20 protein-coding genes are annotated in these 23,499 nt (G+C 40.3%); 18 read left to right on the top strand and 2 right to left on the bottom strand.

Annotated features, from left to right (window positions below; genetic code table 11):
- Positions 1 to 212: 212 nt before the first annotated feature.
- From BUB77_RS16645 to BUB77_RS16710, 14 genes are all read left to right on the top strand, one after another.
- The gene (locus BUB77_RS16645; RefSeq protein ID WP_073277975.1) at positions 213 to 1,544 is read left to right on the top strand and encodes a glycoside hydrolase family 5 protein; all 1,332 of its coding nucleotides are present in this window, start codon (positions 213 to 215) and stop codon (positions 1,542 to 1,544) included.
- 252 nt (positions 1,545 to 1,796) lie between these two features.
- Positions 1,797 to 3,305, top strand: a complete 1,509-nt coding sequence (locus tag BUB77_RS16650; protein ID WP_073277977.1) for a sensor histidine kinase — start codon at positions 1,797 to 1,799, stop codon at positions 3,303 to 3,305.
- A 47-nt stretch (positions 3,306 to 3,352) separates the two neighbouring features.
- The gene (locus BUB77_RS16655; protein WP_073277979.1) at positions 3,353 to 4,048 is read left to right on the top strand and encodes a response regulator transcription factor; all 696 of its coding nucleotides are present in this window, start codon (positions 3,353 to 3,355) and stop codon (positions 4,046 to 4,048) included.
- 259 nt (positions 4,049 to 4,307) lie between these two features.
- A complete protein-coding gene (locus BUB77_RS16660) occupies positions 4,308 to 5,270 on the top strand; it encodes a S8 family serine peptidase (RefSeq protein WP_073277981.1) in 963 nt (320 codons plus the stop codon).
- Positions 5,271 to 5,663: 393 nt separating this feature from the next.
- A complete protein-coding gene (locus BUB77_RS16665) occupies positions 5,664 to 6,077 on the top strand; it encodes a hypothetical protein (RefSeq protein ID WP_073277983.1) in 414 nt (137 codons plus the stop codon).
- Between the two features lie 4 nt (positions 6,078 to 6,081).
- The gene (locus BUB77_RS16670; RefSeq protein ID WP_073277985.1) at positions 6,082 to 7,080 is read left to right on the top strand and encodes a hypothetical protein; all 999 of its coding nucleotides are present in this window, start codon (positions 6,082 to 6,084) and stop codon (positions 7,078 to 7,080) included.
- Positions 7,081 to 7,116: 36 nt separating this feature from the next.
- The gene (gene cdaA / locus BUB77_RS16675) at positions 7,117 to 7,995 is read left to right on the top strand and encodes a diadenylate cyclase CdaA (RefSeq protein WP_073277987.1); all 879 of its coding nucleotides are present in this window, start codon (positions 7,117 to 7,119) and stop codon (positions 7,993 to 7,995) included.
- Positions 7,976 to 9,220: a CdaR family protein gene (locus tag BUB77_RS16680; protein WP_073277989.1), complete on the top strand. Its 1,245-nt coding sequence runs from the start codon at positions 7,976 to 7,978 to the stop codon at positions 9,218 to 9,220. The genes cdaA and BUB77_RS16680 overlap by 20 nt, the downstream gene beginning before the upstream one ends.
- Before the next feature lie 31 nt (positions 9,221 to 9,251).
- Positions 9,252 to 9,530, top strand: coding sequence for an HPr family phosphocarrier protein (locus BUB77_RS16685; RefSeq protein ID WP_073277990.1), 279 nt, complete (start codon positions 9,252 to 9,254; stop codon positions 9,528 to 9,530).
- A 419-nt stretch (positions 9,531 to 9,949) separates the two neighbouring features.
- Positions 9,950 to 11,620: a 2-isopropylmalate synthase gene (leuA, locus tag BUB77_RS16690; RefSeq protein WP_073277991.1), complete on the top strand. Its 1,671-nt coding sequence runs from the start codon at positions 9,950 to 9,952 to the stop codon at positions 11,618 to 11,620.
- A 285-nt stretch (positions 11,621 to 11,905) separates the two neighbouring features.
- On the top strand, positions 11,906 to 12,304 hold the full coding sequence (tagD, locus tag BUB77_RS16695; protein ID WP_073277992.1) for a glycerol-3-phosphate cytidylyltransferase: 399 nt from the start codon (positions 11,906 to 11,908) through the stop codon (positions 12,302 to 12,304).
- Positions 12,305 to 12,325: 21 nt separating this feature from the next.
- Positions 12,326 to 13,546, top strand: coding sequence for a CDP-glycerol glycerophosphotransferase family protein (locus tag BUB77_RS16700; RefSeq protein WP_170866678.1), 1,221 nt, complete (start codon positions 12,326 to 12,328; stop codon positions 13,544 to 13,546).
- An 8-nt stretch (positions 13,547 to 13,554) separates the two neighbouring features.
- Positions 13,555 to 14,736 (top strand): glycosyltransferase family protein, encoded by a 1,182-nt coding sequence (locus tag BUB77_RS16705; protein ID WP_073277993.1) that lies wholly within the window; start codon positions 13,555 to 13,557, stop codon positions 14,734 to 14,736.
- 127 nt (positions 14,737 to 14,863) lie between these two features.
- Positions 14,864 to 16,051 carry a CDP-glycerol glycerophosphotransferase family protein gene (locus BUB77_RS16710; RefSeq protein ID WP_073277994.1) on the top strand — a complete coding sequence of 396 codons (1,188 nt, stop codon included), beginning with the start codon at positions 14,864 to 14,866 and terminating at the stop codon, positions 16,049 to 16,051.
- Positions 16,052 to 16,146: 95 nt separating this feature from the next.
- On the opposite strand, the gene BUB77_RS16715 is transcribed toward BUB77_RS16710, so the two are convergent.
- Together BUB77_RS16715 and BUB77_RS16720 are read right to left on the bottom strand one after the other, a co-directional pair.
- Positions 16,147 to 17,175 carry an LCP family protein gene (locus BUB77_RS16715; protein ID WP_073277995.1) on the bottom strand — a complete coding sequence of 343 codons (1,029 nt, stop codon included), beginning with the start codon at positions 17,173 to 17,175 and terminating at the stop codon, positions 16,147 to 16,149.
- 29 nt (positions 17,176 to 17,204) lie between these two features.
- Positions 17,205 to 18,623, bottom strand: a complete 1,419-nt coding sequence (locus tag BUB77_RS16720; protein WP_073277996.1) for an undecaprenyl-phosphate glucose phosphotransferase — start codon at positions 18,621 to 18,623, stop codon at positions 17,205 to 17,207.
- A 276-nt stretch (positions 18,624 to 18,899) separates the two neighbouring features.
- Between BUB77_RS16720 and BUB77_RS16725 the strand changes: the two genes are divergently transcribed.
- The 4 genes from BUB77_RS16725 to BUB77_RS16740 all read left to right on the top strand — a co-directional run bounded on the left by BUB77_RS16725 (position 18,900) and on the right by BUB77_RS16740 (position 23,292).
- Entirely contained in the window at positions 18,900 to 20,483 is a 1,584-nt protein-coding gene (locus BUB77_RS16725; protein WP_084124349.1) for a S1C family serine protease, read from the top strand.
- 229 nt (positions 20,484 to 20,712) lie between these two features.
- The gene (gene clpX, locus BUB77_RS16730) at positions 20,713 to 22,140 is read left to right on the top strand and encodes an ATP-dependent Clp protease ATP-binding subunit ClpX (protein ID WP_073277997.1); all 1,428 of its coding nucleotides are present in this window, start codon (positions 20,713 to 20,715) and stop codon (positions 22,138 to 22,140) included.
- 249 nt (positions 22,141 to 22,389) lie between these two features.
- A complete protein-coding gene (locus BUB77_RS16735; RefSeq protein ID WP_330392601.1) occupies positions 22,390 to 23,019 on the top strand; it encodes a hydrolase in 630 nt (209 codons plus the stop codon).
- Between the two features lie 12 nt (positions 23,020 to 23,031).
- Positions 23,032 to 23,292: a hypothetical protein gene (locus BUB77_RS16740; protein ID WP_073277999.1), complete on the top strand. Its 261-nt coding sequence runs from the start codon at positions 23,032 to 23,034 to the stop codon at positions 23,290 to 23,292.
- The last annotated feature ends 207 nt before the right edge of the window (positions 23,293 to 23,499 follow it).

The following is a 23,499-nucleotide window of genomic DNA, read 5'->3' on the forward strand; positions in this document are numbered from 1 at the left end:
CAAATTTACGATTATCCTATGCTTGCTTGACAATAGTATAATTATTATTACAAAAAGCGTCAATAAAAACAAGGGGGATTTTGCTGTCTGGGTGTTGGGAATGCGTATGGAAGCTGTTATGAAAGCATAGGACGGAAAATGAAATCTGTGATTTTATCAGCAACAAAGTAAAAATAGCAGAGCTTTATAAATTATTTGAAAGGACGTTAAGAATGGATTTTGTTAAGGTAGAAGGAAAATCATTTTATTGCGGAAAGAAAGAGATTCTATTTTCCGGTCTTGGAATTGGAAGCTGGTTGAATATTGAGCACTTTATGGCAGGGATACCGACGACGGACAGCCAGATTAGAAGGACCTTTGGGAGTGTCTTCACAGAAGAGACAGGCAGAGAATTTTTTACACGGTTCACGGAGTGCTTTGTGACCGATGAGGATTTTATATTTTTAAAGAAAATCGGAGTGAACCTGCTCCGTGTTCCCTTCCATTATCATCTGTTTATTGATGACCAAAATCCGGAGGTATTGAAGGAAGAGGGCTTCCGAATATTTGACCGTTTGATGATGTTCTCCAGAAAATATCAGATTTATATCCTGCCGGACCTCCACTCCGTTCCGGGAGGGCAGAATCCGGACTGGCATAGTGACAATCAGACAGGATATCCTCAGTTCTGGTACTTTAAGGTGTTCCGTGACCAGATGGCCGCCCTGTGGCAGGCTATTGCAGCCAGATATAAGGAGGAGCCCTATCTGCTGGGCTATGACCTGCTGAATGAACCGTTTCTGATTCCCAAGGAAGACCGGATATCCCAGTTTTATGATGAGGTAACACAAGCGATTCGCCAGGTGGACCAGAATCACATTATTTTTCTGGAGGGTGATTTCTTTGCCATGGATTTCTCCTGCATCCATAGCATTGCAGATGAACAGACAGCACTGACCTTCCATTATTATCCTACGGTTTGGAATGCGGAATTGCTTGATAAGGATTATGACCGGAATCGGAGAAAGGCGGAATTCGAAAAGGTATTTTTAAACCTGATTAAAATCAGGGAGCAGTTTGACCGCCCGATTCTGTGCGGCGAGGCAGGTTATGATATCGATAAGGAAGACCTTCCCTTTACCATAGGCCTGATTGAGGATACCCTGGAAATCTTCCGTAAGTATAAGGTTTCCTGGACCCTGTGGTCCTATAAGGATGCGCAGCTGATTGGGATTGTATATCCGAAGTCTGAGTCGCCGTGGATGAAGCTGGTATCTGAAATCGGAGGATACTGGAACCATTATCTGGATACCGATATTGCACAGAGGGTAATGGAGGATTTGTGCGGGAAGCATTTTCCGGAAGCATCGGAGGAGGACAGATATCATCTCCGTTTTGCCGCACGGGCTATTGTATACCATCTGCAGGAAAAATACTGGCTGAAGGCGGATCTTGAGAAGCTGACCAGGGCGGAAGTACTGGCACTGCCTGAATCCTTTCTCTTTCAGAACTGCTGTTACTATGAAGAGTATGTAAAAACCCTTCAGAAATACAGCTATGAATAAAATTTTTCCGGTGTGGCCTTGCTCTGGAAACTGAGAACATGGTGCTGTATATCGAAGGTGAAAATATTGAAAGAATCACTCTTCCACTGGCAGAGCTTTTCTTATCTTAAAATGTAAAAATACTCTTATACTTCCTTTGTTCCGGTCCGAATGATTGTTTTTTTATGAGGAATCCATTATAATTATGATAGTCCCCTGAGCCGATAAAGCCGTTATTTTTTTACCTAGCAGGGAAAATGGGAGGAAAAGGCAATGTTTTGTTTTATCCTTGTAGTAATCGTCATTTTTATTTATCTGCTGCTGCAAAAAGATAATCAAATACCTTCAAAGTATCTTGCCGCGACTTTGATTGCCTACGTATTTGCCATTTTTTCCATGATACTTTATTTGGCAAAGGATTCTTATTACTATAACATTGTTTATAATTATTTTTCATTGCCGAAGGCCGTATGGAAATATCTGATGTTTGTTGATATTTCGCGTAAAGTTATCATCCGGTTAATGAATATTTCCTCACTGGCAGTTATTTTCTTAGGATACCATTTCTCCATATCCTATCAAAAGAAGGTTATGAGCCATAAATGGGTTGGCTTTCGAATCCTGCTTTCCGTTATGGTGGTGCTGCAATTGGTTGCCTATGACCCTGACCTGCAGTATTACATTTATATTTATACATATCCTTCCCTTTTCACCCTGGAACAGATTGAATTCATAAAAAATAGTTTTCATGCCCTTACCGTTGCCTTTAATCTTGGAGTCATCATATTAAGCATAATACAGCTTTTCCTTTCCTACCGGAAGGTGCATTTTCTTAATTTTGTAAGAATTTATCTGGTGGGGGAGGGCGTCTGCTATATGCTGATCATGATGTCCTATATGGTTATTTTCTGGTTCTCGCCGACCTGGCTGATTAAGGTCTCCAAGATTGCGGATTATATTGTCTATCTGTCAGTTACGCTGAGCCGGAATCAAATTATATATACCGCTTACCCTTATTATCTGATAATCACATCTTTGCTGTGCGCTTTTTGCATCTATGAGCTGGCTAAAATCAAAACCCAGATGAAGAGCAAAGAGTTTTCAATTACGAAGCAGATCGATGCGGCGGATACCACTACAAAAATATTTTGTCATTATATGAAAAATGAGATACTTTCAATCCAGTCTAAGCTGGAGATGCTGGAACCGCCCCAGAGGAATAACGAGGGCATCGATGAAGTGATAGAGCACTGTAATTATTTATACGAAAGATTAGATACCATCCATCGGGGTACAAAGACATCCAAAATCAACCTGGTGGAGACGGATATGCATCAGTTTATGTTTAATTGTCTTAAGCATATTGAGAGTAATATATGCAACTGTGAGTTAGTTGTAAATTTGGATGAGGATGTTACCAGTGCAATGATAGACCCTATATATTTTGAACAGGCCTTAAAAAATATTCTCGAAAATGCACAGGACGCAATGGATACTATTCCCATAGAACAGCGGAAAATAACGATTCGTCTTCAAAGCATAAGTAACATGATCGTTCTGTCCATTGAAGATACCGGCGTCGGTATCTCAAAGGAGAATTTGACCAATATATTCACGCCTCTCTACTCCTCGAAGCCGATTACAAAGCATTGGGGAATAGGACTTGCTCTGACGCACAGGATAATCATGGCCCATGAAGGGAAAATTGAAGTAGAAAGTCATGAAAAAATAGGGACAAAATTTAAGATTTCTTTACCTGACATGGGAAAATATGTATTGTAAGTAACTGTAGAACAGCTATACCCCTGGCAAGGAAGGGAGCTTGCATTATGAATAAGAATATTCATGTATTGATTGCAGAAGATATGGAGCCCATCAGAAAAAGATATGTTAAGATGCTGTCAGAGACAGACGATATTGAAGTGATAGCGGATGTCTCCAACAGTGAGGAAGCAATAGAGCAGACCATTCTTAAGCAGCCGGATATCATCTTAATGGATATTGAAATGGAGAAAAAGGATGCTGGTCTCAGGGCCTCAAAAGAATTACTTCTGCAATTTCCTGATTTGAAGATAATCATACTTACAGTATATGAAGAGGACGAGCTGATTTATACGGCATTTCAATTCGGCGTATGTGATTATATTCTGAAAAATGCAAAACAAGAGGAAGTAGTTACCAGTATCCGCAACGTATATGAGGGCAGGACCCCTTTGCGGCCGGAGCTGGCAACAAAGATTTTAGGTGAATTCAAGCGGGTGAAAGCTTACGAAAGCAGCTTTCTGTATGCGGTAAATATTGTAACCTCTTTAACCGAAACGGAGCTGGAAATATTGAAGCTTCTTATGAAGCATACATCAAGAAAGGATATCTGCAGGATACGATATGTTGAAATGTCAACAGTAAAAACGCAGATTCGAAATATTTTGCGGAAATTCAATAAAAAATCCATTGAAGAGGTTATCGGAATGATTGACTCAATGAATTTATATGATTTTATCTGCAGGCAAAGTAAGGATTTATAATTTATACTATGATATGTACGAAAGTCCTGACAGGATGAATCTGAAAATATAAAACCAGTAAAATCAAGGGCCTGAGACTTTTTAATATTTTCCATTTTTAGGAGGGTGTACCACAACCGGGGCTCTGGCCGCTGACCCACTTGCAGTAAAAACAAGTACATCATCAAAGCCAAAGCCGGATACATCACCGGCAAGTAAAAATAAAAAAGAGACAGGCATTTTTCTTAAACCCTATGATGATATAAGAGCCTTTGATGAAGTGAAAATATTTAAAAAAAATGAATATGACGCCAAGGATATTATTACCTTTACCTTTAACAAAGGCACTGTTCTAAAGGGCAGCGAAAAACGGCAGGCTGAAGTTATGAAAAATGGAAAAAATCCCGGGCTTGGTATCAGAGAACTGCACAAAAAAGGTATAACAGGGAAAGGCATAAATGTTGCGATTATTGACCAGAATCTTTTACTTCATCATCCGGAGTTTGATGGTAAAATAGCCAAATATTATGATACAGGCTGTGAGCAGGATCCAAATAGCGGCTCCATGCATGCTCCGGCTGTTACCAGTATTTTGGTCGGTAATAAAATCGGTGTAGCACCGGACGCAAAGGTTTATTTCGCTGCTGCGCCATCATGGAAAGGAGATAGTGAGTATTATGCAAAAGGACTTTATTGGATTATAGAGGAAAATAAAAAATTACCGGAGGGTGAAAAAATTCGTGTTGTATCAGTTTCAGCTGCTCCTTCCGGAAAGGGTTCTCCCTTTACGAAAAATCTGAAAATGTGGGATGAAGCGGTTCTTGCAGCGCAGGGCGATGGAATTCTGGTATTGGATTGCCGGAATACTGAAACAACAGGTATTATTGCTCCTGCATTTTATAATCCTGAGAAACCCGATAATATATCAATGTGTAAGGGCGGATTCCCTACATCGAAATATGTAGTTCCATCTACACAAATAGGCGTGCCAACTTCCTATAGAACAGTTGCCGAAGAATATAGGGAGGGTTCACCTTCCTATCAATATACCGGACAGGGCGGCTTAAGCTGGGGAATACCTTATGCCACAGGAGTGCTGGCTTTGGGGTGGCAGGTCAATCCGGCTCTAGACAAGGACCAGATGGTTCAAATTCTCTTTAAGACCTGCTCCACAGCTAATGACGGAAGCAATATAATAAATCCGGCTGCATTCATTGATGCCGTTAAAAAAACTAAGAAATAGTAATGTATATAATTCTATGATATCTCCGGGCTGGCAGCTTAATGACCTGAACAGGTTTTTAAGCGTTTCTTAACCAGCCCGTCTTTTTTGTTATCGTTTCCCTATTTGAAACGGGTAAAAGCAGATTCTTTTTTAATAAAGACCCCCAAAGTGGAATAAATTACAGGTAAAACCAGAAAACTTGTAAAATAAGGCTCGAAAACGTCAAAGCTATATGGTATAATAATTATGACTATTCGGTTGTCCTGTGTGCAGATTTCCTGGGAAGAGTATGGTAATGAAAATTGGAAATGCCATACATTTAAAAGAAATGGAAGCGGTCCGGTGCCGGCAGGGCAACAAGAATTTACCTTAAGGAAAGAGAATATAAGGTAAGTGAAAGCGAGGAATAAAATGCTAGACAATAAAAAGATAAAAATAATGACAAAGCTGGCTGCTTTTGAGCAGGGAGAAGGCAAGGAGGATATTAAAATCAGCAAATACTATAAAACAGATTATATAAGATACCAGGTAATTAAAACTGCTGTAAGCATTACCTTTGGATATTTACTGGTTCTTATACTGTTCGGAATGTATCATGCGGAATATCTCATCAGTAAGATTGTCACCCTGAACTTCCTTCGGATAGGCCAGTATTTGCTTGGATTTTATATTATTATAATGGCAGCCTACATTACCGGAGCCTTTATCGGCTATTCAGTAAAATACGATCATTCCAAAAAGAACCTGTCGAGGTACTATAAACTCCTCAAAAAACTGAACAGGCATTATCAGGAAAACAGTGCGGATGAAAAGGGGGAGGCATAAAAAAATGATGACATTGTTAGTCCTAAGGACAAGGCTTCAAAGTCTGTACCAGAAGCATGAAATTTACCTTAAACCCATATTTAAGTTTATTATAGCCATCATTGTATTTGAGACAATTAATGCCAATATCGGATATGACGGACACTTAAAGCAGATGCCGATCATTCTTGCGCTTTCACTTTTATGTGCCTTTACTCCTTCTGCGATACTTGTGCTGTTTGCTGCTTTGGTATCCTTTTTGCATATTTACTCGGTATCAGTCATATTATCAGCCATTATACTAATACTATTTATTGTAATGTATGCCCTTTTCTTACGATTTACACCAAAGCTTGGGTTTGTGGTCCTTGCAGTCCCCATTCTTTTTTATCTGAAAATACCCTATGCAGTTCCGCTGCTTTTAGGAGTGTTTTCAACACCGGTCGCCATTGTACCGACCTGCCTTGGGGTTATGATTTATTATCTTCTGCATATCATAAAAGAAGCTGCGGCTATCCAGGTAAATGTAAGCCTGGAGGATACCATGACGATATACACTTATGTAGTGAACGGGATAAAGGATAACAGCCAGCTTTTAACGGCGCTTGTGGTATTTTCCGTGACACTGCTGATTACCTGGCTTGTATGGAGAATGAAATTTGATTATTCTCACGAAATTGCCATTGCAGCCGGCTGTCTTACCAATATATTCGGATTTTTGATTTCAAGCTTAAAATTTAATAACACGGAGCAAATCGGCACTATGATCATCGGTACTGTGATTTCGGGTATTATCGTATTTTTAATCCAGTTCTTTCACCTGTCGCTGGACTATTCGGCAGTGGAGCATGTACAGTTCGAGGATGACGATTATTATTACTATGTAAAAGCAATACCTAAAATTAATGTAACAACTCCTCAGGTTAATGTTAAGAGATTCAATACACAGAAAACACAGATTCCGGGAGGGCATTTTCCGGATGATACCTTCACCGATGAGGAAGACTTTGAAGATGAGGAGTAGTAAGACGCCTAAACTATAATAAGGTAGGTGAACTTTATGGAGACAATCATAAGATTTTTTAAAGTTTATATAAGCTGGAATACTCTTCCCAAGATCAGATTCACAGATATCATTGAAATTCTGATACTGACTTTTGTTATTTACAATGTAATTGTATGGGTAAAACAGACAAGAGCCTGGATACTGGTCAAGGGACTAATTGTGCTGCTTATTTTATGGCTTTTTGCCTCCATATTGGATTTAAGTGTAATACTGTGGATATTCTATAAGTGTCTGAATGTAGGTATTATAGCAGTTATTATCGTATTCCAGCCGGAATTCAGAAAGGCCCTTGAGCAGCTGGGACAGAACCATCTTATTAACCCATTATTTAACTTTGGAGATTCCAGGGACAAAGGGGACCGATTTTCCGAGAAAACTGTCACGGACATCGTTAAGGCTACCTTCGAGCTTGCCAAGGCCAAGACAGGAGCCCTGATCGTCATAGAAAAAGAGCTTTCCCTTATGGAGTTTGAAAAGACAGGAATAGCCATTGACTCTCTGGTGAGCAGTCAGCTGTTGATAAATATATTTGAGCACAATACGCCTCTTCATGACGGTGCTGTAATTATAAAGGGAAACAGAGTTGCGGCAGCGACCTGCTATCTGCCCCTGTCGGATAACATGCACTTAAGCAAGGAGCTTGGCACAAGACACAGGGCAGGCATCGGCGTAAGCGAGATAACGGACTGCCTTACCGTAATTGTGTCGGAGGAGACAGGCAAGGTATCCCTCGCCATGGGCGGCAGCCTCATCCGAAATGTGGATGGAGATTATTTGAAGAATAAAATTCTCAGCCTTCAGAGTAAAGCGCCTGATACCAAAAAAATTAAATTATGGAAGGGGAGGTCTAAGAGTGAAAGAGAAACTGACTAGAAACCTTGGGCTTAAGATTTTGTCCCTGCTTATGGCTGTTTTTATCTGGCTTATCATTTTGAATATAGCAAATCCGGTTATACAAAAATCCTTTTATAATATTCCTGTAACAAAGATCAATGAAAATGCAATTGAACAGAAGGATAAAGTCTATGAGGTGGTATCCGGGGATTCTGTTGATGTGACCGTTAAAGCAAAAAGATCGGTCATTGAGACACTGCATGCCACTGATATCAAGGCGGTGGCGGATTTATCGGAATTATCCCTGGTAAATGCCGTACAGATAAAAGTATCCGTACCTGGTCATGACAGGAGTATTGTTGATATCTCCCAGAGTGCCTCAACAATGAAGGTCAGCCTTGAGAATCTGAAAACAGAGCAGTTCCGTATCAATGTCGTGACCCATGGAGAAGTGGCCTCGGGGTATTATGCCAAGGACAAAACAGCAAGCCCTAATATCATTCAGGTAAGCGGGGCGGAAACAGTTATAAACCGGATAAAGGAAGTGGATGTGGACGTGGATGTCTCGAATCAGCGCCAGTCCTTTGAAAAAAGTGCTGTACCGAAAGTATATGATAAGAACGGCACCTTAATGGAAGAAGATAAATTAAAGCTCAATTATGATACCGTGGATGTAGCGGTTAATTTACTTCAGACGAAGACGGTAAATCTCTATATTGAGGTTACCGGGACACCTTATCCAGGCTATGAATATGAGAAGTTTGAATTTGAACCGAAGCAGGTGGTAATTGCCGGTGAAAAGGATGAACTTGACAAGGTTCAGTATATTATGGGTGAATATAATATCGACAATCAGAAGGAAGATAAAGAGGACCAGGTAAAGATCAGTGACTTTATCAAGAATGATGTGGTTCTTATTGATGATAATCAGACAGCAGTAGTTAATTTAAAGATTAGACGCCTTGACAGCAAGGACTTGAGCTATAATACCAGTGAAATAGAAATGCGAAATGTTCCGACAGGATTAATGGCAAGCCTTAAGTCAAACTTTCTCCATGTTATGCTCTATGGGAATACCGATAATCTGAACCTGGTTAATAAATATAATGTAAAGCCTTATATTGACTTAAAAGGAGTTAAGACCGGAACCAATATATTACCGGTAGAACTTGATTTACCAAAGGATGTCACGCTGAATAAAACCAGCGTGGCAGTCAATGTAAAACATGCCGGAAGTACCGAAAGCCGGGCAGTGATGGATTAGATACATAAGTGACTCTTAAGGAGGGATAAGGATGGTAAGCAGCAAAGCAGTAATCAGGAATTCAAGCGGACTGCACCTAAGGCCGGCAGGAATGTTCTGCAAGCTTGCAATAGAATTCCGGTCTAAGATAACAATTTCCATGGAAAATACAAAGGTTAACGGTAAAAGTGTGCTGAGTGTTTTGGGAGCCTGCATTAAATCAGGAGATGAAATTGAGATTATCTGTGAAGGTGAAGATGAAGAGAAAGCTCTTGCCGTACTTATGAAAGCTGTTGAAACAGGCTTGGGAGATGAGATTGAAGAGGTGTAAAATCAGAGATTTTACACCTCTTGTTGAAAAGTTATCTAATAGCAGGTGTGTACGGAATAAGGTATTAGCCTGAATAAAAGATTTTAAGTTTTTTAAGTACACATAAGTATAGCTGGTATGAACAGATATTAGCGGGAAATACTTGATATATATACTTCGAAACAGAGATTCACAAGGTTTATGGAAGTGTATAAATATTCGTAATAATGTTGTAAATAAAACTTGTATTCCTTTGGGAAGGATGTTATAATGAAAAGCAAAATTATAGGCGAATATAAGAGCAAAGGAATGATAGGGATGGGACTAGAGTAGACAGGGCTAAGTTATTCATCGTAAAAAAATACAGTGTGATCTACCGACTCCGTAGCATGATGGAAGGAAACTTAAAAATATCATGATGAATATTAGGAGGACGGAATATGTTGAATTATAAAAGATATAAAAGTGCACCTGTGGTAGATTTTAAAGAGAGAACCTGGCCGAATAAACAGATAACAAAGGCACCTGCCTGGTGCAGTGTGGATTTAAGGGATGGCAATCAGGCATTGATAGAGCCTATGGTAGTGGAAGAAAAGATAGAATTCTTCAACCTTTTGGTGAAGTTAGGATTTAAGGAAATAGAAGTTGGATTTCCTTCAGCCTCCCAGATAGAATTTGATTTCTTAAGGCAATTGGTAGACCGTAAGCTGATTCCGGATGATGTGGTCATCCAGGTGCTGGTTCAGTGCAGAGACCATCTGATTGAGCGGACCTTTGAAAGCTTGGAAGGTGTGAAGACAGCAATTGTCCACATATATAATTCTACTTCTACTTTGCAAAGAGAGGTAGTCTTTGGCATGGACAGGGAAGCCATTAAAGAAATTGCTGTTAATGGTGCCAGACTGGTAAAGGAGCACACAAAGAATTTTCCAGGCAAGATTATAATGGAATATTCTCCTGAAAGCTTTACCGGCACAGAATTGGATTTTGCCATGGATATTTGTACGGCAGTACAGGAGGTCTGGGAACCGACCCCGGATAATAAGATTATTTTCAATCTGCCGAACACCGTTGAGATGAATACACCGAATGTCTATGCAGACCAGATTGAATGGATGCATACCCATTTCAAAAACCGAGATTCCATCAGCTTAAGCATACATCCCCATAACGACAGGGGTTGCGGTGTAGCTGCCAGTGAACTGGCATTGCTTGCAGGTGCGGACCGTGTGGAGGGAACCTTATTTGGCAATGGTGAGAGAACCGGTAATGTTGATATATTGAACATAGCTTATAACATGTTTTCCCAGGGAATTGACCCGGAATTAAACATTGAAGATATTAATGAAATTATAGAAGTATATGAAAGGCTTTGTAAAATACCCGTTCATGTACGCCATCCATACGGCGGAAAGCTTGTATTTACTGCTTTTTCAGGTTCTCATCAGGATGCTATCAATAAAGGCGTCAAAGCCATGCATGAGAAAAAGAAGGAAACCTGGGAAGTTCCTTATCTGCCCATTGATCCAGCCGATATCGGCAGAAAATATGAGCCGATCGTACGTATTAACAGCCAGTCAGGCAAAGGCGGCGTAGCCTTTATTATGGAAAGCTATTTCGGATTTAAGCTTCCAAAGGGAATGCATAAGGAATTTGCCGATGTAATACAGGTGATATCGGAAAAGCAGGGTGAAGTAGCACCGGAACAGATTATGCAGGAATTTAAGAAAAGCTATCTGGACAGGAAAGAGCCTCTGCATTTCAGAAAATGCCGTTTTGAAGATTTAACAGAAACCGATACCCCTTTTGATACCTTAGCTTCCGTTATTTATACGGATGAAGGCATTGAAAAATCCTTTGAAGCAACCGGAAATGGTCCCATTGATGCGGTACTCAGAGGGCTTGAGAAGGAGCTGGGAATAAATATAAAAATACTGGATTATTCCGAGCATGCTCTTGGAGAAGGTTCCGGTGCCCAGGCTGCAGCTTATATCCATCTGCTGGATAAGGACACGGCGAGAACGATATTTGGAGTGGGAATCAGCTCCAATATTACCAGAGCATCCATAAGAGCAATTTTCAGCGGCCTTAACAGGTTAAAGAAATCATAAGAAAGCTTAAGCAATTTTTAATGATATAAAAGAAAGAGATATGTTATGGTTATAGGAAGAGGATACAGCGCAATCAGGAAATCTGCTTGTATGTGTCCTCTGTTTCTTGCAAAAATATATTTTTTAAATTAAAATCTATATAGGAGTGAAAGACATTGAAAGCTTTCACTTATAAATTAGAAGAAGGCTGAAAGAAAAAATAATGATAAGAAAGGATGCCACACTGTGATTCTTTCAACCTGCGAAATCAGTTTCGCATTTTATGTTGTGGCGTATGGAGGAAAAATGAAAAAGGTAATCACTTATGGGACCTATGATTTACTGCATGTTGGACATATTAATCTCCTTAAAAGGGCAAGAGAGCTGGGAGATTATCTGATTGTCGTATTATCATCGGATGAATTTAACACAATTAAGCATAAAACGGCTTATCACAGTTATGAAGACAGAAAGACGATATTGGAAGCTGTCCGTTACGTGGATGAGGTGATACCCGAATTTACCTGGGAGCAGAAGATCGATGATGTAGTGGACAACCAGGTAGATACTTTTGTGATGGGCGATGACTGGGAAGGACAGTTCGACTTTTTAAAGGACTATTGTGAGGTTGTTTATCTTCCGAGAACGGAAGGAATATCCACCACTAAGATAAAGAACGACCTGAATTTAGGGGCGAAAAAATAAATATAAACTGGAGTTGGACGTATGCCCCCGATAAAAAAAATCTTAAGGAAAATCAAAAAAAACATCAAAAAAACCGGCAAGAAGCTTGTCATGTTTCTATACCGGATTGAGACCAGGCTGCTCCCTGTCAATAAACGCATCATTGTATTTGAAAGCAATATGGGAAGAAATTATACCGGAAACCCCAAAGCGGTCTATGAGGAAATGGTAAATCAGGGATTGGATAAGAAGTACCGCTGTTATTATATGCTGGATAATGTGAAAACACCTATACCGGGCAGTGCCGTTAAAATAAGGAGGACAAGGGTCCGGTATTTCTTTCTTATGGGAATTGCAGGTGTTTGGGTAAGCGATTCCAGAATGCCCAACTACATTAAGAAGCGGGAGGGAGTACGCTATATTCAGACCTGGCATGGTACACCTCTAAAGAAGCTGGCACTTGATATGGATTCTGTCAATATGGCAGGGGAAACAAACATTGAGAAATATAAGAGAAGTTTCTTTGTGAATACCAGGACCTGGGACTATCTGATATCCCAGAACTACTATTCTACCGAAATATTCAGAAGGGCCTTTGCCTTTGATAAGACGATGCTGGAAATTGGATATCCCAGGAATGATGTCCTCTTTTATGGAAATAATCCGGAATATATTGATAAGCTTAAGAAGCAGATGGGTCTTCCTCTGGATAAGAAAATTGTTTTGTATGCGCCTACCTGGCGGGATAATGAATACTATGCTAAAGGAGCCTATAAATTCAGTACCCCTATGGATTTTTCCCTCTTGAAGGAACAGCTGGGAGAGGATTATGTCTGTGTTGTCAAATATCATTATCTGGTGAAGGATAACATTAACTGGTCTACATACGGCGGTTTTGTGTATGAGTTTAATATGTGCGAGGATATTTCGGCCCTTTACCTGACAGCGGATATCCTGGTTACGGACTATTCCTCCGTTATGTTTGATTATTCCCTCTTAAGAAGGCCCATGTTCTTCTTTACCTATGATTTGGAAGATTACAGGGATAATTTAAGAGGCTTTTACTTTGACTTTATAGAAGAGGCTCCCGGGCCGATTGTAGGTACGACAAAGGAACTGATCGAAGCAATCAAAAACTATGACTGTAAGGAATATGAAGCAAAATACAATGCATTTTATCAGAAATACAACCATGCAGATGACGGCAAGGCTTCTGCAAAGGTGGTAAATGTCATTGAGAAAATAATAGCAGGAGAAAGGTAAAGCTTTCTATGATTAATAAATGGAAAAGTATCCTAAAAATTAAGGTAAAAGGAACTCTTCATAATGTACAGGCTAAAAGTGAGAAAAGGCTGGTGGATTACAGGCTTTCCAATTATGATGTATCCGTTATCAGGAATACGAACCCTGAAAAAACGAAAAAAATCCTTTTTGTCGTAGAAAGAATGGCAAAATACAGCGGAGGGCAGACCTCACTTCTGCGCCTTGGAACGGAGCTCTCAAAGCTTGGTCATGAAGTGGGCTATACGGTCTACAAGCCCCAGACAAAGTCCGATATGGAAGAGTGTGCTTCTTCTAATTTATCCGGGTATCTGGGAAAGATGTATACAAATAAGCAGTTACCAAACCTGAAAGCAGACCTTGTCATTGCCTCTTCCTGGGATACGGTAGCCTTTGCCAAGAAGATAGCCGGATATAAGATGTACTTCATCCAGGATTATGAGCCTTATTTCTTTTCCTTTGGCGAGCTGTTTTTAATGGCAAGAAAGACTTATGAACAGGGACTTCACATGGTAAGTCTTGGTGCCTGGAATAAGGAAATGATAGAAAAGAACTGTGTACCGGTATCACCGATTGACTGGGTGGATTTTCCCTATGAAAGCAAAGAATATCCTTATCATAAGAGAAATTATGACAGCTATTCGGGTAAGAAGGAAATTACAATGGCAGTTTATCTGAAATACTATGGTAAAAGGCTTCCCAATATCACCCAGTATATGTTAAAGCAGCTAAAGGATAAGTTTTTACAGGAGGGTATTAAGCTTCGTGTCCTTTATTACGGAGAGGATAAGAGCTTTCAGACCGTTGCCGGAGAAAACCTTGGCATGCTGTCAAAAAAAGAACTTCTTTCCCTTTACCGGAAGGCTGATTTTGGTATGGTAGCTTCCATGAGCAATGTATCCCTGGTGCCTTATGAGATGTTAGCAACCGGGCTGCCATTAATTGAATTTGAAGACGGGACCTTTCCCTATTTCTTCCCGAAGGGCAGTGCTATCCTTACATCTCTGGACTTTGAAGATTTATACAGGAAGCTGAAGGAATCCATTCAGAATCCTGACCTTCTGAAACAGCGGGATGGGACAGCCAGAGAGTACTTGAGTACTTTAAGCTGGGCTAAGACCGCAAAACAGTTTGAAGACATTATAAACTATGCAGCAGGTATGGAAGCTTAAATATAGAATATTGATTCGGGTGTCATAAGTTAATCTCTCAATAAACATGGCATTGACTTATGGCACTTGAATCAATATTAGGTATGAAAGATTAAGCATAGAAGATTAGTGAAGTGAGGATGGGGCTTTGAGAGAACTGTTAAAAAAGCTGGCTCCCGGCTGGGCATTAAAAATCTATCAGAAAATCAGATATATCCTTATTACAGCCCTTTTTGGGCTGTTTCGCATATTCCCCATAAATCCTTACAGGGTTGTGGTGTGCAATGTATGGGGGTTCGGAGATAATGCCAAATATGTTACCGAGGAGTTAGCAGGAAGAAAGTATAAAAAGTTAGAAATTATATTCATAACCAATCACCCTGATGCTGCCGGTGAGACAAGGAATATAAAGGTTTATAAGAGCAATAGCATAAAAGCCGTATATGCGCTTGCCACCGCAAGAGTATGGGTGGATAACAACAGGAAAGAAAGCTACATCAGAAAAAGAAAAGGCCAATACTATATCCAGACCTGGCACGGCGGGATTGCCTTAAAGAAAATCGAGCGGGATTATGAAGAACATCTTGGCAATACTTATGTAAGGAATGCCAAAAGGGACTCTGCCATGACGGACCTTTATATCTCAAACAGCGATTTTTGCACAAAGATGTATAGAAGAAGCTTCTGGTATAAGGGAGAGATATTAGAATGCGGAAGTCCAAGAAATGATATTCTTATCAACCCCAAAAAGGAAATCGGTGAGGAGGTAAGAAAGGCACTTGGTATAAAGAAGGAAGTAAAGATAGCCCTTTATGCACCCACCTACAGGGAAGGTAAGGATAATACCTCAGCCTATTCCCTGGATTATGAAAGGCTTCTTTCTGAGCTTGCAGCAGGGTTTGGCGGAGAGTGGATTGTGGCAGTAAGGCTTCATCCTCTGGTATCTGCCCAAAGCAATGCTCTGACGTATAATGCCAAGGTTATAAACGCAACTCATTACCGGGATATTTATGAACTGATGTCCGAAAGTGATGTACTGATAACAGACTATTCCAATATTATGTTTGAATTTTCCTTTACAAGAAAGCCGGTATTCCTATATGCAGCTGATATGAAAGAATATGATGCAACCAGGGGCTTTTACTTCGAATACGCCTCCCTTCCCTATTACAAGGCAGTTAATATGCCGGAATTATTAGAAGGCATCAAAGCTTTTGATAAGAAGGAGTATGAAGAACAGGTAACAGAGTTCTTTCAAGGGCTGGTGCTTTATGAGAAAGGACAGGCTTCAAAAGCTGTTACGGACAGGGTAATACAGGTATTGAAAAGAAAATAGCATAAAAAGAGTGCTGTAAATCCTCGATTAAGAGAATTCACAGCACTCTTTTTTTGAGCTTATATTACAAGCTATATTACCAGCTTAGCCGTCTACTAGTTATTATCGGTTATTTCCTTTAACTTTGCACTTATTTCTTTTACCTTATCAGTAGGAGCATAGTCCGTTGTGCCAAATAAGTATTCATGCAGCTTGATAACATTGGCGGTTAAATCCACCGGAAATACATAGGAGACTCTGTGATACGTAAAGGCCCTCTTTTCATAGGGGAAGCCTGTCTGATCCACGATGTTATAAGACATAATGTCCTTTGCAAGGGACAGCATTTCCACCGAATCGATATTGGTATAAATCTTAGGAAGGATTTCATTCAGGATGGAGTTAAGAGTTTTTAAATCCGCCTTTTTAGCCTTCTCAAAGATTTTCTGTATGACTATACGCTGTCTTTCCGCTCTCTTAAAATCATCGCCCTTGGTATAGCGGATTCTTGCATAAGCAGTAGCATGGGTTCCGTTTACGACCTGGGTACCGGCGGCTTTCAGCTTGCCGACGTTGGTCTTGTTAATTTTATTTAACTCTTTGGTATAACCATTTACATACTTTAACTCTTCCGGAGTGATATCCAGGCTGATTCCTCCAAGGAGGTCTATGACCTTACAGACGGCATCAAAATTTACGGTAACGAATTCCTTCACATCCAGGTCAAAGTTCATATTAATCGTGTTTAAAGCCAGAGGATAACCGCCTTTAAAATAAGCCGCGTTGATTTTATCAAATTTGTTGTCCCCGTTTGGAATCAGGGAATAAGTGTCACGGTAAATGGATGCCAGCTTCACATCCTTTGTTTTATTGTTGATGCTGACAATAACGATGGTATCGGAATGGGTGGAGGATTTTAAGGAATTATCCCTGGAATCCACACCAAAGATAGCAATATTCCGGTAGCCCTTCATGTCCTTACTGTCCAGATCATTCATGACAAGGGAAGAATCCCCGGATTTGTCCACCTGCATTTTGGATGCCATTACAAAGTAGTATCCTATACCTACTGCAAGCAGGATAAGAATTAAATCAAATACCAGTATAACCTTTGCTTTAAAACGTCTTTTCTTTTTTTTAGCCATAACTATACCTTTCCTTTACTGCAAAACCTTTAATATGCGTTTTTATTGACAAAACCTTTAAAAAAGGTCAGAAACAATATTTTAAAATCCAGACTCAGACTCCAGTTCTCTATATAATATAAATCGCAGTCAATTCTTTTTCTGATAGAGGTGTCGCCGCGGTAGCCGTTCACCTGTGCCCAGCCGGTCATACCCGGAAGGACCTGGTGCTTAATCATATAGCGGGGAATTTCTTCCTTGAATTTCTCTACGAAAAAAGGACGTTCCGGTCTGGGACCGATAAGGCTCATTTCGCCCCTTAATACGTTAAAGAGCTGTGGAAGCTCATCGATACTGGTTTTACGGATGAATTTACCGATTTTGGTTACTCTCGGGTCATTAAAGGTTGTCCAGGATTTCTTTTCTTTTGATTCCGGCTGTATTTCCATGGAACGGAACTTATACATCTTAAATTCCTTGTTGTGCTTGCCGATACGAATCTGCTTGTAGATAACAGGTCCGGTGGAAGTGGTCTTAATAATGATAGCAACTACTGTCATGGGTATCGAAAAGAGAATGAGTGCTACAGTTGCCCCAAAGATATCGACAGCCCTTTTCATCACACGGTTTATGAAATTGGTAAGGGGCACATTGCGGATATTGATAACCGGAAGCCCGTCCAAATCCTCCGTATAAGGAATGGTAGGCAGGAGGTCCTGGTAATCCGGAATAAACTTGGTATGGACGCCGGATTTTTCGCATAAATTAACAATTCGGGAGAGCTTAGAGTACTCATCAATGCTTAAGGTAATACCGATTTCCTCCAGTTCATTGGACCGAAGAAATTCAGTCAGGTCCTCAATGGAACCAATGACCTTTATTCCCTTGTAAGCCGTATCAAGGTCCACATTATCATCCAGTATTCCATAGATTGCATAGCCCCACTGGGGATTGGCAAGAAGTCTGTCTATGTAGGACTGTGCCGCCCGGCTGTACCCTACCAGAAGTACATGTTTTTGGTTGTAGCCCTTTTTTCTGGCTGTTCTTTGAACATTTCTTACTACTATACGGAACACCAATTCAAAAATAACATTAACTATGAAGAAGATAAAAAGGAGATAACGGGAATAATCATTTTCCGCTGTGGCATATAGTATGAAGGTAAAATAAACCGTACCAAATATATTTGCCTTTATAATATTCCAGAGAACCAGCCTTTTCAGGCGAACAGGCCCAAGCCCATACAGCCCGCAGTAGTTATAAATGATTAGGTAGCCGGGTATTAATAAGTACAATATTCCTAAATAAGTTACCAGGTCATAGCGGCCTGCGTTAGGGTCAAAGTGGATAAGATAGCGCAGGGGGCTGTAGAAACGTAAAAAGTATGATAATATATAGGAAAGGACCAGCAGAACTCCGTCTGCTACAACATGTATTCGGTTAAGTGTCTTTTCATTGTCTTTTATCATTGAAAACCCCATTGCCAAAATGGCATCTTTACTGAATTCTTTACTTAAATTTTGTCCTTAAATGTCATTTCTATAATACATGATTGAAAGAATTTCCACAATACAAAATTTTCTTAATATTTAACTGAAATTCTTAAGATTGCGTTCAAAATTTATTTTCTTAATTTTCACAAACTCTACACAAAATACTGTTACAATGGTCACGTAAATGATATATTAGAATGTAAATAAAACTACTGTTAATAGAAAAGATACGTTTAAGGAAGGTGAATCAATATGTCAGATGAATTCTTTGAAAAAGATACAAATCAGGATGAAGCTGCCGATATAAACAGCCGTGAAGCAGAAGAGGTAACAGAAACAACTGCAGGCGGGAATACCATGGAGCAAGCAGGTGAGAGTACTACAGGCGAGGGTACTATAAACGAGAGCATCATACCGGAAAGCAGTGTATACCGTTACAAAAAACCTTCTCAGGAGGAGGAAAAGAAGGAAGCCGGCGGTTCCTACAGCTTCTGGGCAGAACAGGTGACCGGTACAGGAGCCGGACAAACCTATGAAAATTACCAGGAATATAAAGAAAACAAAGGGTTTGATACTTCAAATACAACTTATAATCAGAGAGCGGAAGAATTAAAGCAGGATGAAAAGGGCAGGAAAAAGGATGGTTTTTTTCATAAGGCAGGAAAACTGGTAGCAGTTGCCCTTGTCTTTGGACTTGTTGCAGGGCTGGCTTTTACAGGATTCAATGAAGCCTATTATAAATTAAATCCCAAGGCCGCACCGGTCCGTTTTAGTATCGGAGATAACGGTTCCTATAAGCTGCTGTCTTCCACTGCTGTAACAGACGGTAAGATAGCACAGAAAACAGATGTAACAGATGTTATTGAAAAGACCATGCCCTCCATTGTACAGATAACCACTACCTATAACCAGGTATACAATGACTGGTTTGGCGAGCAGTACAATCAGGAGAGTGAAGGCGGCGGTTCCGGCATTATAGTAGGAAAGAATGAAAAAGAACTCCTGATTGCCACTAATAACCATGTAGTAGAAGGGGCTGACCCTATTAAGGTTAAATTTATTGACGGTACGGAAGCGGAAGCCATTATTAAGGGAACGGATTCCGTAGCAGATATTGCTGTTATCTCCATTGACTTAACAAAGATCAAATCCGCTACAATGGATAAGATAGCCATTGCAAAGCTTGGCGATTCCAATTCAGTGAAGGTCGGCGAAATGGCAGTTGCTATCGGAAACGCTCTGGGTTATGGGCAGTCTACAACAGTAGGCTATATCAGTGCCAAGGACCGTGAGGTCAATGTAGACGATAAGAAGATGGTGCTTCTTCAGACCGATGCCGCCATCAATCCCGGTAACAGCGGCGGTGCCTTATTAAACCTGAACGGAGAAGTAATTGGTATCAATACGGTAAAATATGCTTCCAGTGAAGTAGAAGGCATGGGCTTTGCCATCCCCATTTCAAAAGCAACCCCTATTATTGATGAACTTATGAGCAGAGAAATCTTAACGGAAAAGGAAAAAGGATATTTAGGGGTATATCCGGAAGATGTTACGGAAGACGTTGCCACCATGTATAACTGGCCTGTAGGTGTATTCGTAAAGAAAGTAATTTCCGGAGGAAGTGCAGAGAAGGCAGGAATCGTAGCAGGTGATATCATTACCAAGGTAAATGATACGGAAATAACCGCCAGTACACAGCTGAAGGAAAAGGTAAATTCCTACCGCGCAGGTACAAAGATTACGGTAACGGTAAAGCGTAATGTGGACGGCAAATTCTCAGAAAAGACCTTTGATGTTACCCTGACTGCGGACCCACAGACTGATTCAAATAAATAAGCAGAATTCGGACTTATGAAATAATAAGGGCTGCTGCAACACGGCTGATAGCAGAAAAGCTGTTTTGCAGTAGCTCTTTTTTTGCTTTCGTTATAATTATTTTAGAAAAATTTCAATATTAATATATTGTATACGGTAAAACCCTACGTTATAATTAGTTATGTTTCAAAAAGTAACAACGCGTTTGACAAAAGCCTTAAAGTTCTTTTAAGGAGAAGGAGATAACAATATGAGTGATGATTTAAAGGATCAGGATAATAACCTGGAGAATATAGACAAGGAAACTAAAAACAAGGATGACTATGAAGAGGTCTGTTATATTTGCAGAAGGCCTGAGAGCAAGGTAGGAAAGATGCTGCGTATTCCGAATAATATCAGCATCTGCTCCGACTGTATGCAGAAAACCTTTGATACGATTAACAGCAATGGCATGCCCTACATGGACCTTATGGGATTCCCGCCCAATGTAATGAATATGAATACGGTCCAGAAGGAGGTTCCCAAGAACCAGAAGCTAAAGAAGAAAAAGGCTGAGGAGGAACCGGCGGAGACGGCAGATGCTTTTGACATTAAGAACATTCCCTCCCCCCATGTGATCAAAGGTAAATTAGATGATTATGTAGTAGGTCAGGAACATGGCAAGAAGGTCCTGTCAGTTGCGGTATATAACCATTATAAAAGGGTTGCAGCAGATACCATGGATGATATAGAGATTGAAAAATCCAATATGCTTATGATTGGACCCACCGGAAGCGGGAAGACTTTTCTTGTAAAGACACTGGCAAGACTTCTGGATGTGCCCCTTGCCATAACGGATGCTACCTCCCTGACAGAGGCCGGTTATATCGGAGACGATGTGGAAAGTGTTATTTCAAAGCTGCTGGCTGCTGCGGATAATGATGTGGAGAGAGCGGAAAAGGGGATTATTTTTATTGATGAAATTGATAAAATAGCCAAGAAAAAGAACACGAATAACAGGGATGTAAGCGGAGAGAGCGTTCAGCAGGGACTGCTTAAGCTCTTAGAGGGAAGTGATGTGGAAGTACCTGTGGGTGCTACCAGTAAGAATGCCATGGTACCTCTTACTACGGTAAATACAAAGAATATATTATTTATCTGTGGAGGAGCATTCCCCGACTTGGATACCATTATAAAGACAAGGCTGAATAAGCAGACTTCCATTGGATTCAGTGCCGATTTAAAGGACAAATACGATAGTGACCCCAATGTGCTGTTAAAGGTCAGTGTAGAGGATTTAAGAGAATTTGGTATGATACCGGAATTCCTGGGACGTCTTCCCATTATGTTTTCCTTAGAAGGACTTACAAAGGACATGCTTATAAAGATATTGAAGGAGCCTAAAAATGCTATATTAAAGCAGTACCAAAAGCTTCTTGCCCTGGATGAGGTATGTCTGGAATTTGACGATGGAGCCATGGAAGCAATCGCAGAAAAAGCCATGGAAAAAAAGACAGGAGCCAGAGCACTCCGTGCAATAATTGAAGATTTTATGTTGGATATCATGTATGAGATACCAAAGGATATCAATATCGGAAAAGTTACAATAACCAGGGACTATATTGAGAAAAAGGGTGTTCCCCAGATAGAGATGAGGGGAAGCAATTATAAGAACCTCCTGTTGGAAGGAAGCAATTAGAAGGCATACTAATGAAATAAAGTTTTTGAACCCTTCCAGGTGTAATAACGGCTCTATTCCGGCATTCTTACACCTGGAAGAGGGGAAAACTAAAATTTTACTTACATAATAAAAATTTAAGAGAGCGGGGTGTGGTTTAATAAGAAAGGACTGGTATGCTTTTGTTTGGCGGGGTAAACAGGACCTTTCTTAACCAAATTTATGGAGGAAAAATTTCTGCCGGAAATTGATGGTAATTTAAGAAAACATATGGTACGGGTACCAAAAGTAATTGAACAGGCAAGCGGCATACGGATATTTGGAAAGCTTATCAAATCACTGGTGTTTACAACGGATATCGCAATTATTCGGAATTGCAATGCCAATGCAGTGATAGCAGTATATCCCTTTACCCCCCAGCCTATCATTACCCATGCTATTATTAACTGCTCTGATGTCCCGGTATTCTGCGGGGTCGGCGGAGGCACCACAAAGGGTTCAAGAGTACTTAACCTTGCGGAGGATGCGGAATTTCAAGGGGCTGTAGGAGTTGTACTGAATGCACCGACGCCCAATGAAACCATTCTTTATTTAAAAGAAAGGATAGACATTCCGATTGTAATAACGGTGGTATCCGAAAAGACAGATATCAGGGCAAGAATCGAGGCCGGAGCAGATATCCTCAATGTATCCGGTGCGGGAAAGACAACCGATATGGTAAAGCAGATCAGAGAGGAATTCCCGTGGATACCTATTATAGCCACCGGAGGGCCTACGGAAGAGAGCATCCTTAAGACAATTGAAGCCGGTGCCAATGCCATTACCTACACACCGCCCAGCAACGGAGAGATATTCAAAAAGCTGATGAACAAATACCGGGAAGAGGATTCCATTATATAAGGAGGCATTAGGGTGTTTTTCTTAAAGAAGCTATTGAAAGGAAAAGAAACCAGCAGTAAGAGCAGTAAAAGTACCATAGACGGGACCATCAGAAAGGAAGACGTCAAAAAAGAAGAAGCCGTAAAAACTCCCCAAGAGGAAGAATATGAGATTGTCGAGAAGGAAATTCTTCCGGAAAAGATGATCTGTCCCGACTGCGGCGGTATTACCCTTGCCGGTCTGGATTTTTGCGATAAATGCGGCGGTGAACTTGGTAATTATGAGAATTATTAGTATTCCATAATTTTTGTTGACAAATAGAAATGACAATAGTAAGATAGATGCAGAACAGAGGCGTTCATAGTATACATGTATTTTGAACGCCTTTTTATTTATATCCTGTATAAGTTGAATTTTGGCTTTTTTTGAAGATATGGCACTTTTATATCTGAAAGTGGTCAAAAAATCATAATTCAGCTTGGCTATGTTACTTTTTACAGC

The organism is Anaerocolumna jejuensis DSM 15929 (assembly GCF_900142215.1).
GTDB classification, from domain to species: Bacteria; Bacillota; Clostridia; order Lachnospirales; family Lachnospiraceae; genus Anaerocolumna; species Anaerocolumna jejuensis.

Coding starts and splice junctions, on each gene's coding strand:
- BUB77_RS16725 (WP_084124349.1), top strand. CDS start 18,900: ATGTCAGATGAATTCTTTGAAAAAGATACAAATCAGGATGAAGCTGCC.
- BUB77_RS16720 (WP_073277996.1), bottom strand. CDS start 18,623: ATGATAAAAGACAATGAAAAGACACTTAACCGAATACATGTTGTAGCA.
- clpX (WP_073277997.1), top strand. CDS start 20,713: ATGAGTGATGATTTAAAGGATCAGGATAATAACCTGGAGAATATAGAC.
- BUB77_RS16665 (WP_073277983.1), top strand. CDS start 5,664: ATGCTAGACAATAAAAAGATAAAAATAATGACAAAGCTGGCTGCTTTT.
- cdaA (WP_073277987.1), top strand. CDS start 7,117: ATGGAGACAATCATAAGATTTTTTAAAGTTTATATAAGCTGGAATACT.
- BUB77_RS16705 (WP_073277993.1), top strand. CDS start 13,555: ATGATTAATAAATGGAAAAGTATCCTAAAAATTAAGGTAAAAGGAACT.
- BUB77_RS16670 (WP_073277985.1), top strand. CDS start 6,082: ATGATGACATTGTTAGTCCTAAGGACAAGGCTTCAAAGTCTGTACCAG.
- leuA (WP_073277991.1), top strand. CDS start 9,950: ATGTTGAATTATAAAAGATATAAAAGTGCACCTGTGGTAGATTTTAAA.
- BUB77_RS16735 (WP_330392601.1), top strand. CDS start 22,390: ATGGTACGGGTACCAAAAGTAATTGAACAGGCAAGCGGCATACGGATA.
- BUB77_RS16650 (WP_073277977.1), top strand. CDS start 1,797: ATGTTTTGTTTTATCCTTGTAGTAATCGTCATTTTTATTTATCTGCTG.
- BUB77_RS16685 (WP_073277990.1), top strand. CDS start 9,252: ATGGTAAGCAGCAAAGCAGTAATCAGGAATTCAAGCGGACTGCACCTA.
- BUB77_RS16715 (WP_073277995.1), bottom strand. CDS start 17,175: ATGGCTAAAAAAAAGAAAAGACGTTTTAAAGCAAAGGTTATACTGGTA.
- tagD (WP_073277992.1), top strand. CDS start 11,906: ATGAAAAAGGTAATCACTTATGGGACCTATGATTTACTGCATGTTGGA.
- BUB77_RS16700 (WP_170866678.1), top strand. CDS start 12,326: ATGCCCCCGATAAAAAAAATCTTAAGGAAAATCAAAAAAAACATCAAA.
- BUB77_RS16645 (WP_073277975.1), top strand. CDS start 213: ATGGATTTTGTTAAGGTAGAAGGAAAATCATTTTATTGCGGAAAGAAA.
- BUB77_RS16655 (WP_073277979.1), top strand. CDS start 3,353: ATGAATAAGAATATTCATGTATTGATTGCAGAAGATATGGAGCCCATC.